This is a genomic window from Mycobacterium sp. E2733 (assembly GCF_001667585.1).
GTDB lineage: Bacteria > Actinomycetota > Actinomycetes > Mycobacteriales > Mycobacteriaceae > Mycobacterium.
This window is the reverse complement of the sequence record NZ_LZJZ01000012.1, coordinates 247,708-260,808: the sequence shown is the minus strand read 5'-3', so window position 1 is coordinate 260,808 and position 13,101 is coordinate 247,708. Positions and strand designations below refer to the sequence as shown.

Here is a 13,101-nt window from a genome sequence, read left to right as displayed (position 1 = left end):
ATCGCCGTCGTGCGGATTGCGATGACGCTGCCGGTGATGGAGCCGGACTTGGACGCGAAGGTTTTGGAGGACTGGGCGCGCGCGATAGACACCGGCCCGTTCTCGTCGCTGTGCTGGGGCGAACGCATCGCGTTCGACAACCCGGACAACCTGACCCTGCTGGGTGCGCTGGCGGCCTGGACGAACCGGGTGCGGCTGCTGACGACCGTGATCGTGCCGCAGCTGCACGACCCGGTGATGCTGGCCAAGGCCCTGGCCACCGGCGACATGCTGTGCGGCGGGCGGCTGAGCGTGGGCATCGGCGTGGGCGGCAGGCACGAGGACTACCACGCCGTCGGCGCAGATCCTGCGACGCAGACCATGCGCGAGATGGCCGAACGCGTCGCCGTGATGAAGCGGGTGTGGGCCGGCGAGAAGCTCACCGAGTCGGTCCTGCCGGTCGGCCCGGCGCCGGTGCAGCCCGGCGGTCCGCCGCTGTTCGTGGGGAGCATCGGCCCCAAAACCATCCGCAGCGCCGCGGCCTGGGCCGCCGGGCTGGCCGGGACCACCCTGGATCTGGACGTGGCCAAGCAGAACGAGCTGTTCGACGTCGCGCGCGATGCGTGGGCGCAGGTGGGCAAGGGTAAACCGCACCTGGTCACGTCGTTTTGGTTTGCGTTCGGGTCGCCCGAGCAGGCCCGGGCACAGGTGCATCGCCATTTACGGCGGTACATGAATTGGATACCGGCGGAATACGTCGACGCCATGGCGCCGACGACCGGGTGGGCCGGCACCGAGGACGAGCTGCTGGCGGTGCTGCGTAAGTTCGAGGACATCGGCACCGACGAGGTACAGCTGATCCCGACGAGCGCGGACGTCGAGCAGCTGAGCCGCGCGGCGGACGTGGCGGGGCGGCTCTAGATCGCCGCGCTTGCGATCGCCACTAGGCCGATGGTGGCGACCCGCCGCGCCCGGCTACGCCGCGCTTGCGATCGCCGCTAGGCCGATGGTGGCGACCCGCCGCGCCCGGCTACGCCGCGCTTGCGATCGCCGCTAGGCCGATGCGCGTTCGTCGCCGGCGGCCGGCTGCTGAGGCGGCTGTCCCTTGCGCAGGGTCGCCAACAACTCGCGATACGGGCCGACAAGGTAGACGGTGTCGCCGCCACGAAGCCAGGCGTCACGCCGCGGGTGCAGCTCGGCGGGCGCGTCCTCGCGGGTGATCGCGATGACGCGGGTCTGGGTGGACAGTTCGAACATCTTCAACCCGTCGAGTTCGCTGCCGGACGCCACATGCATTCCGCCGATCATGAACGAGCGCTGCCCGACGGAGAACGTGCCCAGCACCTGCAACCCCATCGCGGCGCCGATGAACCATGGTGCGGCCAGTTCGACGGTGGAGCGGACGTTTTCAAATCCGAACCGCTGCGCCACCGCGGCCCCCAGCGCGCGGTCGTAGACCCGCAGCACCAAGGGAACGTCGGTTCGGACGACTTCGGGCATCACCCGCGGGCCCAGCATCTCGCGCAGCACGATCCCGGTTTCGATGTTCACCATGTCGTCCTGGGTCAGCACCGCCACCGCACGGGCGTGCTCGACGCGGGCGGCGTCCAGCGTCTGGCGCAGCGTCGCGTCCCCGAAAATCACCGGCACGTCGAGGTCGGCCGCGGCCGACAGGAAGCGGTTGTTTTCGTCCCGCTCGATCACCGCGACGTCGTACCCGGCTGACCTGAGGTCGGCGACGACGCGGCTGCCGAACGAACCGAGCCCGACGACGATGACGTGATTGCGCAGGTGGCGCGCCCGGCGACGCCCGACCGAGTGGGCGAAACGCCGCGATATCAGCAGGTCGGCGATGAAAGCGACGAGGAGCGCCGTGGTTGTCACGCCGGCGAACATCAACATGATGCTGTAGAGCCGCAGCCAGGTGGGTTGCTGGAGGAAGCTGAAATCGCCGTACCCGACCGTCGCGATCGTTTCGGTGCTGAAGTAGAGGGCGTCGAGCCAGGTCATCTTCGGTTGTGGCTGGTAGCAGAAGCGCAGCACCACCGTCGACCCGAGCAGCAGGCACGCCGCGGCCAGCAACGCCCGGGAGAACATCGGGTTGACGTCGTCACGCAGGGCGCGCACGCTGTCGAGCGCCCGCCGCAGCCGGGGCAGGCGATAACGGGTCACGGTCGGCCGCGGCACCTTGATGCCGCGGGCCGCCAACTCGTCGGCGGTGCCGATCATCGCCGTCCAGTCGCCGGCGTGCACCGACAGATCGCGGCCCGGACAGGACACCACCTCGCCCGGGGTGGCGCAGTTCTCGCCGTGGATCACGGCCACCGGTGCCAGGTCGCCGTAGATTTCCCGCAGCGTCGCGTCACGCGGTGCCTCGGCCCCGGAGACGACGAATTCGATGCCCGCGGCCTCGAACGGGTGCACGGTGTGCGCCAGGCATGCCTCCACCACCGAGGGTGCCGCCAAGTCGGCAACGTCGAGGATCGCGCCGGGGCGCTTATCGGCGGCCATCGCCGTCCGCAACACGTCATTGGCCAGCCGCGCCACCACGCGCACACGCGGGTTGGCCTTCCTTGCCAGCAGCGCGATTTCGAGGTTCGTCGCGTCGTCGTCCCCGACGCAAATCACGGCTCGCGCGCGGGTGACTCCGACGGTGTCGAGCTCGCCGGCGGTTCGGACCTTGACGATGTGCACGCCCGCGTTGTTGAGCTCCTCGACGATTGTGGTCGCCAGCGCGTCTTCACCGCTGACGATAATGTGCCCGCGCATGGTTAGGCACGCTTCGGGTCGTCCGGCATGACCCCCACCTCTGCTGACGTTGGAGTTTCGATCCTACGACTATCGGGCACGGTGCCGATTCATGCCAGCACGACACCGGCCACGGAGTGAATTGCCACGGGGCCGCGGGCGAGATTCGATAGCGGTATGACGCAGCCGGAACTGCCTGGGCCGCTCGCCGCCTTGACCCGGCTCATCTCGGAACGCATCGCCGCGGCCGATTTTGCCGGGGCGTTGCCACTCATGAACGAGCTGGTCGCGGTCTGCCGCCCGATCTTGGGAGAGCGCCACCCCAACGTCTTGGACATGAAACTTGCCCTGGTCCACCTGCAGCTCCAAATGGGAGACCAGGCCGGGGCCTACGCCGTTCTCGAGCAGCTGGTACCCGAGTTCGAGGAGGTGCTCGGTCGGGATCACATCACGACGTTGACGGCGCGCCACATGTTCGCGGACCGCCCGCAACAGGAAGCGCGGGCCGCGTTGGCCGAATGGTCGCAGCTGCTCGCCGACGAAGAACGCGTGCTGGGCGCCGAGCACCCCACCGTGCTGACGTCGATGGACCGGGTGGCGCACAAGCGCAAGGAGCTCGGTGACTATTCCGGTGCCATCGCCGAAGGCGAGCGGGTCCTTGCCGCCCGGCGCCGGGTTCTCGGCGACGACCACGAGGACACGTTGGGCACGCGGTTGGCGCTGGCGCAATGGCACGGCGAATCGGTGGACGGCGCCAGCGCCGTGGCGCAGCTCGAGTCGCTGGTCGAGGTGATGCGCGAAAAGCTGGGCGACGACCACCGCCACACGCTGATCGCGCGGCACACCATCGCGCTGTGGGAGCCGGAACCGGAGGACTACCGGGACAAGGTCGCTACCTGGCAAGCCCTGGTCGATGACGAAGCACGGGTCTTCGGTGACGACAATCCGGTCACCGTCGCGGCCAGGGAGGAATTGGCCAAGTGGCGCGACCGCGTCGAGGGCAACCGGTGGGTCGCCGAGATGCGCGACCGGATCGAAGAGGCCACCCAGCGGCGCCTGAACGCTAAAAGCCAAGCAAACCAACGGTTTTCGAACGAGGAATACCTGCGATGCTGGCTTGCCGAGCGCGGGGCCCAATTCCCGGTCTGGGCAGGCCATTACGGCGGCGACGCGGTGTGGGACTTCTCGCCGGAATCCCTTGACGCGCTGGAAGCGCTCGTCATGCAGAAGGCCTCGACACCCGAGCAGCTCGTAGACGAGCAGAATGCGCCGTTCGTCGATGGCGCCGTGTGGTATCTCGGGGAAGTGCTCCGCCGCGGACGGCCCCAACCGTGGCAATACGTCCGCGGCGATACGGCGGATCCCACCGTCGGGCACGTCGACGTGTTCGAACTCCTCACCCGTGCGCTGCACTCCGTCGACCGCGGCGTCCTGCGCCGCACGTACGACCGCTTCACGGCATCCCGGTGACGGCACGCACCCTCGGCCGGTGGTGATACTGGGTTGGTGCCCTTCATCGAATGCGTCACGTCCCGCGAGATCTATCGGAGCCAATGGATGGTGCTCCGCGAAGACGACATCCGCCGCCCGGACGGCAGCCCCGGCATCTACGGCGTGGTGGACAAACCGGACTATGCGCTGGTGATGCCGTTTGACGGGCACCGCTTCCGGCTGGTCGAGCAGTTCCGGTACCCGTTGGGGGAGCGGCGGTGGGAATTCCCGCAGGGCACCGGCCCCGGCTTGGCGGACACCGACCCGTCCGAGTTGGCCGAGCGTGAGCTGCGCGAGGAAACGGGATTGAGTGCGACGTCATTCGAAGTGCTCGGCCAGCTCGACGTCGCCCCGGGCATGACCAGCCAGCGCGGGTGGGTGTTCCTGGCCACCGGAATCGCCGAAGGGGAGCCGGATCTCGAGCACGAGGAACAGGATTTGCGCAGTGCCTGGTTCGGTCGCGAGGACGTCGAGCAGATGATCCGGTCCGGAGTGATCGCCGACGCGCAGTCCGTCGCCGCCTACAGCCTGTTTCTGCTACGGCGACCATGAATAATGGGGGGCCCGCCGGGCTCCCCGCACTGTGGTGGTCGGTATCAGGTCGACGTGACGTACTGCGGGGAGTAGACCGAGGCCGCGTCGACGACGGAGGCGGTGAAGCGGCGAGGGAACATCGGGTTCTCCTTGTGCTGAGGTGGATTTCTGGGTGAACGCGGGTGCGTCGATCACAGAATCAGCACGGGGCCTTAACGGCTTCTCAAAGAATCCTTGGCGGCGCACGGGGTGCGCCGTTGAGCCCCCACCATGGATCTGATGTCTCCGGGATGGCGGTTCGGCGGGGCTGTGCCGCTCGGTGCCATCGCGGCCGCAGTGATCGCGATGACCGCGGCTTCGGTGCACGCGGCGACCCCGTCGTGGAACGGGAAGTATTCGCTGGTGAGGTATGCCGCGGGCAAGTCCGGCACCAGCGCCGCGGCCAGTCAGTCCGAGCCGACGTTCAGCGCCGACTACGTGTTCGTCACTGCCTGCTCGTCAGGCAAGTGCGTGGCCACCGCGACCAACGGCCCCCCGCCCGAGAACCCGACGCTGCCCCGGCCGTCTCACTACACCTGGGACGGCACCCGCTGGTTTGAGCACTTCGACTTCCAATGGGATTGCTACATGGGCGAAGGCGTCCCCAAGGTGTGGGCGCCCGCACGGTCGTGGGCCTTCTACACGCCGCAGGAGGACGGATCGTTGCGCGGCGCCTGGCATACCGACATCAACGGCGGCCCGTGCCGGGGAACCGTCGAAATGCCCGTGGCGGCGTTTCCCGCCGGGTCGGAGTGAAGCTCGCTGTCACCCAACAGCAGTCATTGCGGAGCGGGCGCCATCGAGGCGATGTAGTAGACCTCGTGCCCGGTCGGGTACCCGCCACCGTTGGTGGCGATATGCACGTGGTCGTAGTGGTTGAGGGTTTCCGAGCCAAGGTCGGCGGTCCAACTGCCCCCGCCGACGCCAGGGTAGATCTTCTGCCGCCAGATCACGTGGTTGATTCCCCACCGCTTCGCATTGGCCAGGGCGTACCCGGCGATCTGGTTGCCGAGGTCGATGCCCTCGGGGCTGTTGTGGTTCGGGATCATCACGTCGATCGCCAGCCCGTTGGGGTGCCAGGGTAGGGGGTCTTCCCGGTACCCAAAGATGGTCTTGATCTGCGGAAACAGCACGCTGATGGCACGCTCGGCCCAGATGGTCTTGACCTGCAGCCTGTCCTCCGACGCGAGGCCGCGGGGCAACGCCACCTGGAATTGCTGGGCGGCGGCAGGCGCGCTGGCGGCCAACATCTCCACTTCCGCGGGGCTGGCGGTGTGCGGGGTGTTGGGCGGGGCGGCGGTGTTGACCGACGCGGCGGCCGCGGTGGTGGGGGCTGCCGCCACCGCGTTCGGCGCGCAGCATCGCGGCTTTGTGTCTTGGGCGTAGACCATGCCGGCCGCAAGCGCGAACGAGGCTGCGATTGCCAGCCAGCGGCCCCGGCCGTTGGCTAACACGTTCTTGCCCACGACCAGCAGCTTAGTGCCGTAAGCGACGTCTGTGGCGGGTTTTCATCCGGATATTTAGCTCGGGCGAATAGGCCCTATGCCGCCCGAGGTCGGGTCACAATGACACCATGCCCGGCCAATCCTTCGGCGATGCCAATGCGTTCCACCGGACCATGCGTCGTTTCGCGTCCACGCCAATCGGTGTGGCGCTTCTTCGCCCAACGGCGCACCACCTCGACCGACTCATCACCAAGGTCACGGGCGGCAGGAGCAGCTTCGCCGGCCTCGCGACCGGCATCCCTGTCGTGATGCTCACCACCACCGGCGCCAAATCCGGTGAGCACCGCACGGTCGCCGTGTACGGAATCCCGCATCCGGATGGCTTGGCTTTAATCGCGTCGAACTTCGGCGGCGCCAAGCATCCGGCCTGGTACCACAACCTCAAGGCGCACCCGGAGGCTACCGTCACGATCGGCCGCGACACCTGGCATGCGAACGCACGGCTCGCCACGCCGGGCGAGCGCGACGAGATCTGGGCGAAGGGCCTTGAGCTGTACCCCGGCTGGCGGAAGTACGAAGTGCGGGCGGGCAAGCGCCACATCGAGGCGTTCGTCCTGGCGCGGAGTTGACATAAGCCCAGTTCTCCTGTCGGACAGGCGATCTGGGGTCAAACCCTATCGCCGAGGTATGCGTCGGCCCAGGCGCCGATGATTCGCCCGGCGCGATGAGCTTGGCCCCGAGCGGTCAGGAAGTGATCCGAACCCTCGAGTGAAACGAAACTCCGAGGGTGACGGGCCAAGCGGAAGATCTCGCTCGCGTTCGCGATGCCGACCGTGTTATCGGTGGGCGAGTGCAGAATCAACAGCGGCAGGCGCAAGCCCTTGATCTTGTCGCGCAGATGGGCTGCGCGGACGTCCTCGACGAATGCCCGTTTGAGGGTCAGCGTGCGTCCACCGACCATCCACTCGGCGCTGCCCTCTGCTAAGCAACGGTCGACGACTGCGTCGTAATGCTTCTCGACGTGGCTCGGGTCGACGGGTGCGGCAACGGTGACGACCGACTGCACACCCTGGCACTGTCGGGCCGCGGCGAGCACCGCCGCGCCGCCCCACGAGTGCCCGATCAGGATCTCGGCCGGGGTTCCGCGGTCCGTCATGAATTCGCATGCCTTGGCGATGTCGTCGACCTTGACCGTGAACGACCCGTCCCCCCAGTCGCCCTCCGAGCCACCGAGACCCAGTGCGTCGAAGCGCAGCATGCCGATGCCGTCGGAGGCCAGTTGCTTGCAGATTCTCGCCGCGGCCGGCGAGTCCTTACCGAGCGTGAAGCCGTGCGCGAACACGCCCCAGCCGCGCACCGCCCCCTCCGGCACCTCAATGACCCCGGCCAGAGTCGCGCCCGTGGAACCCTGGAACGTGACACGTTCGCCCATGCTGGAGATCTAACCTGCCCCGGACGACGCTCGTAAGGGGCCCCGGCAGCCGCGAAATTGCGGCATCGTGAAACGCCGATTGCGCACTGATTAGCGTAGGTACGCGAAAACCATTGGCATTTTTAGGGTTAAACCCGAATCGAACGCACCATTTGATACCAACTGGTTGTTGTAGCGGACGAACCAACAGAATCGAACACCGATTCGGCCAGAGAGTAGCTTCTGGCGAGCTTGGGTAGTGCTGTGCGTAGCTGTTACGCGCTAGACACTTGTCGCGAGCACTTTCTGGCGACGCTCAAGATCCTCCAACCCACAATTCTGATCCTTCAGGGTGAGAAGGCGGCGGGGTGGACTAACACTTTTCTAACCGACGTTCGCAAATTTGCCGATTACCCATACCTGTATGAAGGCTACTTGGGAGAAGTGCGGACGCTTGTCTGCGCGTTCTATCACCCGTCTGCACAAAGACCGTGGCAGCGGTGGGACCACTCGCACGCTCCGTACCTGACTGAATTTGTCGAGCCAACCCTGCGCGAGGCGATACGCCTGGTCTAGTGCAAGTGCGCTCGAAGCCGGCAGGAACGATAACTGCGGGATTGAGCGACATATACGCAGGTCAGAAGCATAATGCCGGGTGCGCGCGTCGGATAGTCGTCGGGTTCGCCCAAGCGTTGCGCGAGTTGGCGTTGTTCGCCGCGTTGCTATGCTGCCGCGATCGTCGACATCAGCGGACGCAGGGTCTTAAACAGCGGCTGCCGATCACGAAGATAGAAGTGGCCGCCTCGAAGCATCTGCACAGAGAAGTCCGCCGTTGTCCGCGAACGCCATTCGTACAAGTCGGATTCACTCACAAGCGGGTCCTCGCTGCCACCGAAGACATGAATCGGGCAGGACAGTTCCGCTGTGTCGTCTTCCTCGTCTGTCATACACAGCCGCAAGTCGTGTCGAGTGGCAGTGACGGCTCGCTCGTGCAAAGTGGGCCATCGCGTTAGTTGCGAAGGCAGCCCGCCCAAGTCGGACAGGAGAGTCGCGAGCTGGTGGTCGTCGAGTAGATCTATGACATGGAGTGGCGGCGGAAGGTGCGGTGGGGCGTACGCGGACAGGAATACCGCCCTTGGCAGCGGAGCGCCTTGCGCCGCGCGCAGGCACGCCAATCGGTATGCGAGCAGGGCGCCGAAACTGTGGCCGAAAAACATATGCGGTTGGTCAAGGGTGGCCAGCAGCTGATGGTTCACCGAGTCGACGAGTTGCCTTAGCGTGGTGAAGCGCTGCCGGTTGGCGACCTCGACTGGGATCACCTCGACGGCCGGCCTCAGCGCCTTATCCCAGGCGTTGAATGCCAGCCCGCCGCTCCCGGCATGGTGAAAGCAGAACAACTTCACGGCGTCAGTCGCCTTTCTCGTCGCGGCTCACCGAAATCGACGTTTGGCAAGCCCCTGGGTCATGCTTGGGGAATCTTGTGGCCGCATGCATCGGCGGCGCGCTTACCAAGCCGGGCCTAGCCGGCTGCGTTCAGAAGCTCCAGCTCCTCGGCCAGCGCCGTGACCATGAACCGGATCTGTTCGGATGAGTGGCAGCTGGTTACAAAGAATCGCAAACCCGCTTTGTCCTCCGGCACAACGGGAAAAACGATCAAGTCGGCATTGATGCCGCGCCGCATCAGAGCGTCGGACAGTTCCAGCGCCTTGCTCGAGCTGCCGACGATGCACCAGATCATCGGGGCGCCCGCGCTGTCGACGGTGTCGATGCCGGCTTCTCGGGCCAGGCACAGGAAGAGTGCGGTGTTCGCGTGCAACCGGCGCAGATGTTCGACCAGCGCAGGGCGCCCGGTGGCCCTCGTTCTTGACGCCACAGGTGCGATCACGTCGAGGCTGTGGTTGGTGTTCATGCTGTGCTCCGTACCTTCGTAGGGCGGGACCCGGATGGCCCGCGCTCACAGGTAGGAGCGTTCGAACCCGCTAGCAGAGACAGCTTTTCCGAAGAATTTCTTGCACCGGCAACCCCGCGACTGTCGCCGACCCCTACCAGCGCCCCGCACGGGCTCACCCTTCGCGCCCGTCACTATCGGCGGCGTTGCAACGTCCGGGCGACCACGCACAACGGCGAAAGCGTGTACTGACCGACGCAGCGGCCCCGGCCACGGCCCCGGCCACTACACGCAGGGATATACCAACTGCGCAGACACGCAGGGCATTGATCTTTATAGACGGTTTTGCCTGATAGACGCGGTGCCCCCGGCAGGATTCGAACCTGTTAGCCCCTACGACGTGGCTGAGTTGGCTGACCCGGAATTTTAGCGGCTTGAGCTGGCATTTTGGTGCCTCCGCCAACCGGCAGTAATAGACATTGTGGGACACAGAAGTACAGTCTTATTGTCACGTTGGTTGCACGGAAGGTTCCCAGGATGCCACGTAAGACCCGCCGCAAACGCCGCCGCTTCGGACGCCTGCGCCACCTACCGTCCGGGCGCTGGCAAGCCGCCTACATCGGCCCCGACAGCAAGCTGCACAAGGCCCCCCACACGTTTGCCTCCGACGTGGCCGCGGAGTCGTGGCTGGCCGTGGAGCGCCGCAAGATCGACGTGGGCACGTGGGGCGCGGTCGAACGCAGCGACGGCATCACGCTACGCGCATACGCGAAGCGGTGGATGGAGCAACGAACACTGCGCCCGCGTACCGCCGCGCTGTATGAGTCCATGTTGGAGCGGCTGATCCTGCCCACCCTGGGTGATGCGGTCATGGTGACGCTGACACCGGCAGCGATCCGCCAATGGCACACCGCACTGGGGGAGGACCACCCCACCCAAAACGCCCACGCCTACGCGCTGCTACACGCGATCTGCGCCACCGCCGTCCAGGACGAAGTAATTGACGCCAACCCTTGCCGCATCCGGTCCGCCATGCAGACCAAGCGCCGCAGGAACATCGACATCCTCACCCCAGCCCAGGTAGATCAGCTGGCCACCGAAATGCCCGCACAGCTGCGCTGCAGCGTCATCCTGCCCGCCTGGTGCGGGCTTCGGTGGGGCGAAACCAGCGAGCTACGCCGCGCGGACGTAAGCGCCGGCTGCAGCGTCCTGCATGTTCGGCGGGCGGTCACCTACCGCGACGGTAAGTTCTCCCTGGGTGAACCCAAGACCGCAGCCGGAGTTCGCGACGTAGCAGTACCACCCCATATTCGCCCAATCATTAAGGCGCACTTGAAGAATTACGTGGGCCGTGCGGCTGACTCGCTGCTGTTTCCTGACGACGACGGAACCCATCTTCGCGCCGACCGCTACCGCACCCATTGGGAGAAGGCCCGCGCTAAGATCGGCAAGCCCACCCTGCGCGTCCATGACCTACGCCACGTCGGTGCCGTCCTGGCAGCCCAATCCGGTGCAACCACAGCGGAATTAATGCACCGGCTGGGTCATACCACCCCGCAGATGGCGCTGCGCTACCAGCATGTCGCTGAAGGCAGAGACGCCGAGATCGCGGAGCGTCTGTCCAAACTTGCTGGCGCGTAACAAATACGCGCGTGTAGCGCGTTTACCCTGAGCTCCCCAGGAGACACGCCAGGGCGCGGATGGTGTCCCACCATGGCGCGGAAGGCTGATGTGTACTCAGCGACCATGAAGACCAACCAAACAACCACAGAGGGGCTTTTGCCCCCGATGCTGGGTCCCAAACAGGCTGCCGAATTCGGCGGCGTGGACGTGAAAACCATTTACCGTCGCGTCCAGGACGGTACCTTGCCTGCCGTGCGCTTTGGGCCGCGCTGCATTCGCATCCGGCGCGAAGACCTGTTAAAGCTACTGACGCCCGAAGGACCGCACCATGCGGCCCGGAAAACGAGTTGAGAGCGCGCAACGCGGGCCACAGCGTTGCCTCCTCTCAACTTCGATGAGCCACCCGCATGTCATCCAGGAAGACCGGGACGCACTCGATGATCTCGGCCTGATCGACAACGACCACACCGAAGTGCTGGGTGGGCAGCCATGACCTGGACGAAACTCTCCGACGACTTCTCCGATGACTGTTGGGAGCTTTCCGACGCTGCCTACCGGCTCCATAGCGAAGGGCTGGTGTGGTCGAATCGGAAGCTCCTGGACTGTCGGCTGCCCAAGAGCGACATACGACGGTGGGCGAAGCGGCCCGACGCTGCCGATGAACTGGTGGCGTGCGGCTGGTGGCGAGACATCGGCGACGCCTACGTGATCGTGCATCACGCGGTGTATCAGCGGACCCGCGATGCTGTCCTGGCCCAGCAGGACGCCAACCAGAAGAACGGGCAAAGGGGCGGACGTCCCAAGGGTCCACCGCGCGAGCGTCGACCCCGGAAGCGTTCAACAAAAATCCATTCGCTAACCGAATCGCTAACCGAACGCAGAAGCGAATCGGTTTCTGTCCGCATCGGTTCCGATGTGTCAGAAACCCGTTCGCTAACCGAAAGCAAAAGCGAATCGCCAACCGAAAGGGACGGGACGGGCCTGGACAAGAAACCAACCACCCGCGTCGGCGAACTACCGGTAGCTGCCGGCGCGGAGTGGCCGCGCTGGCGTGGCCAAGGCTCGAGCCCATTCGACGAATACAACTAGCGATGAGCGCAAGCTCCGATGTGTTCCGAGCCTGGGACGCCGACCCCGACCAACCTCGTGTGGTGGGCTACCGCGCCGCCCATATGCGGCTGCTGGCTGCCAGGGGCCGCGCGACGTCGTACCCCTGCATGGGTGATTGCGGACGCCCTGCAGCTGAATGGGCGTACGACAATAGCGATCCGGACGAACTCGTGGCCACCGTCAACGGCGCGCCGCGCCGCAACAGCCTGGACCCGGACAGGTATCAGCCGATGTGTCGGCCATGCCATCGACACTTCGATCGCACCCACCGCGCGCTGCGCGTATACGCCACTTGGTGACCCCGACCCGAAAGGACCCCCAACATGAACGCTGAAGAACGCCGACGCATTGTGAGTGAAACCCGCGAAATCGCCGGGGAGGCCGCAACAGCTCACACCCTGTCCGACGACGAGTGTGAGCGCGGCCTGTTGGAACGTGGCCTGGACACCGAGCAGGCCGCTCTGGACCAGCTGCAGCATCAGGATCCGTTGGGGATAACCATATTCGGGGACCGCGACGACTGGGTGGATTCGCGACTTTCACGTACACCGCCGAAATGACCTCTGGCGCTTTGTCGGTGGCCTGGTCTATGTTGGGTGCTGCGACGTACACACGCAGGCCCGACCCGCAAGGGTTGCGCCGCCACCGGACCGGGCAGGCCTGGGATCCGCTGGCAAGGCAACGCACAGTTCGCATTTCGGTTTGCCCGCGTAGGCCACTGCGCGGATAGCGGACAACCTCATTTCGCGTGGAAGCAGCATGCAATTGCCGCGTGGCTCCGTCGCCGCTTACTTGGCTGCGACGGCGGGGCCGCGTGGCCCCTAAACGCGGCC

The 13,101-nt window shown here is 65.8% G+C and carries 14 protein-coding genes; 9 read left to right on the top strand and 5 right to left on the bottom strand.

The genetic code is table 11. The annotated features are described in order from the left end of the window. Positions 1–21: 21 nt before the first annotated feature. Positions 22–900 (top strand): LLM class flavin-dependent oxidoreductase, encoded by an 879-nt coding sequence (locus tag A5678_RS01745; RefSeq protein ID WP_068037457.1) that lies wholly within the window; start codon positions 22–24, stop codon positions 898–900. A gap of 132 nt (positions 901–1,032) precedes the next feature. Here A5678_RS01745 and A5678_RS01740 read toward each other — a convergent pair whose 3' ends face one another. Further along, on the bottom strand, positions 1,033–2,748 hold the full coding sequence (locus A5678_RS01740) for an NAD-binding protein (protein ID WP_068037452.1): 1,716 nt from the start codon (positions 2,746–2,748) through the stop codon (positions 1,033–1,035). A gap of 156 nt (positions 2,749–2,904) precedes the next feature. On the opposite strand from A5678_RS01740, the gene A5678_RS01735 reads away from it, so the two are divergent. The 3 genes from A5678_RS01735 (at position 2,905) to A5678_RS01725 (ending at position 5,547) form a co-directional block, all read left to right on the top strand. Then, a complete protein-coding gene (locus tag A5678_RS01735) occupies positions 2,905–4,197 on the top strand; it encodes a tetratricopeptide repeat protein (RefSeq protein WP_068037438.1) in 1,293 nt (430 codons plus the stop codon). Between the two features lie 87 nt (positions 4,198–4,284). After that, entirely contained in the window at positions 4,285–4,770 is a 486-nt protein-coding gene (locus tag A5678_RS01730; protein ID WP_231983551.1) for an NUDIX domain-containing protein, read from the top strand. A 327-nt stretch (positions 4,771–5,097) separates the two neighbouring features. Further along, positions 5,098–5,547: a hypothetical protein gene (locus tag A5678_RS01725; RefSeq protein WP_068037561.1), complete on the top strand. Its 450-nt coding sequence runs from the start codon at positions 5,098–5,100 to the stop codon at positions 5,545–5,547. Between the two features lie 23 nt (positions 5,548–5,570). On the opposite strand, the gene A5678_RS01720 is transcribed toward A5678_RS01725, so the two are convergent. Then, the gene (locus A5678_RS01720; protein WP_068037432.1) at positions 5,571–6,257 is read right to left on the bottom strand and encodes a glycoside hydrolase; all 687 of its coding nucleotides are present in this window, start codon (positions 6,255–6,257) and stop codon (positions 5,571–5,573) included. 107 nt (positions 6,258–6,364) lie between these two features. Here A5678_RS01720 and A5678_RS01715 point away from each other — a divergent pair, with 107 nt between their 5' ends. Next, positions 6,365–6,865: a nitroreductase family deazaflavin-dependent oxidoreductase gene (locus A5678_RS01715; RefSeq protein WP_068037430.1), complete on the top strand. Its 501-nt coding sequence runs from the start codon at positions 6,365–6,367 to the stop codon at positions 6,863–6,865. Between the two features lie 38 nt (positions 6,866–6,903). Here the strand turns inward: A5678_RS01715 and A5678_RS01710 are convergent, their stop codons facing one another. The 3 genes from A5678_RS01710 to A5678_RS01695 form a co-directional block, all read right to left on the bottom strand. Continuing rightward, on the bottom strand, positions 6,904–7,668 hold the full coding sequence (locus A5678_RS01710; RefSeq protein ID WP_068037427.1) for a S9 family peptidase: 765 nt from the start codon (positions 7,666–7,668) through the stop codon (positions 6,904–6,906). Between the two features lie 701 nt (positions 7,669–8,369). Then, on the bottom strand, positions 8,370–9,050 hold the full coding sequence (locus A5678_RS01700) for a thioesterase II family protein (protein ID WP_068037423.1): 681 nt from the start codon (positions 9,048–9,050) through the stop codon (positions 8,370–8,372). Positions 9,051–9,166: 116 nt separating this feature from the next. After that, positions 9,167–9,556: a hypothetical protein gene (locus A5678_RS01695; RefSeq protein WP_068037420.1), complete on the bottom strand. Its 390-nt coding sequence runs from the start codon at positions 9,554–9,556 to the stop codon at positions 9,167–9,169. A 516-nt stretch (positions 9,557–10,072) separates the two neighbouring features. On the opposite strand from A5678_RS01695, the gene A5678_RS01690 reads away from it, so the two are divergent. The 4 genes from A5678_RS01690 (at position 10,073) to A5678_RS01675 (ending at position 12,828) form a co-directional block, all read left to right on the top strand. Further along, complete coding sequence (locus A5678_RS01690; protein WP_068037418.1) at positions 10,073–11,176, top strand: tyrosine-type recombinase/integrase; 1,104 nt, start codon at positions 10,073–10,075, stop codon at positions 11,174–11,176. A 105-nt stretch (positions 11,177–11,281) separates the two neighbouring features. Then, complete coding sequence (locus tag A5678_RS26260) at positions 11,282–11,509, top strand: helix-turn-helix domain-containing protein (RefSeq protein WP_197502003.1); 228 nt, start codon at positions 11,282–11,284, stop codon at positions 11,507–11,509. 138 nt (positions 11,510–11,647) lie between these two features. Further along, positions 11,648–12,247, top strand: coding sequence for a hypothetical protein (locus tag A5678_RS01685; RefSeq protein ID WP_068037416.1), 600 nt, complete (start codon positions 11,648–11,650; stop codon positions 12,245–12,247). 344 nt (positions 12,248–12,591) lie between these two features. Continuing rightward, positions 12,592–12,828 (top strand): hypothetical protein, encoded by a 237-nt coding sequence (locus A5678_RS01675; protein WP_156746717.1) that lies wholly within the window; start codon positions 12,592–12,594, stop codon positions 12,826–12,828. Positions 12,829–13,101: the final 273 nt, after the last annotated feature.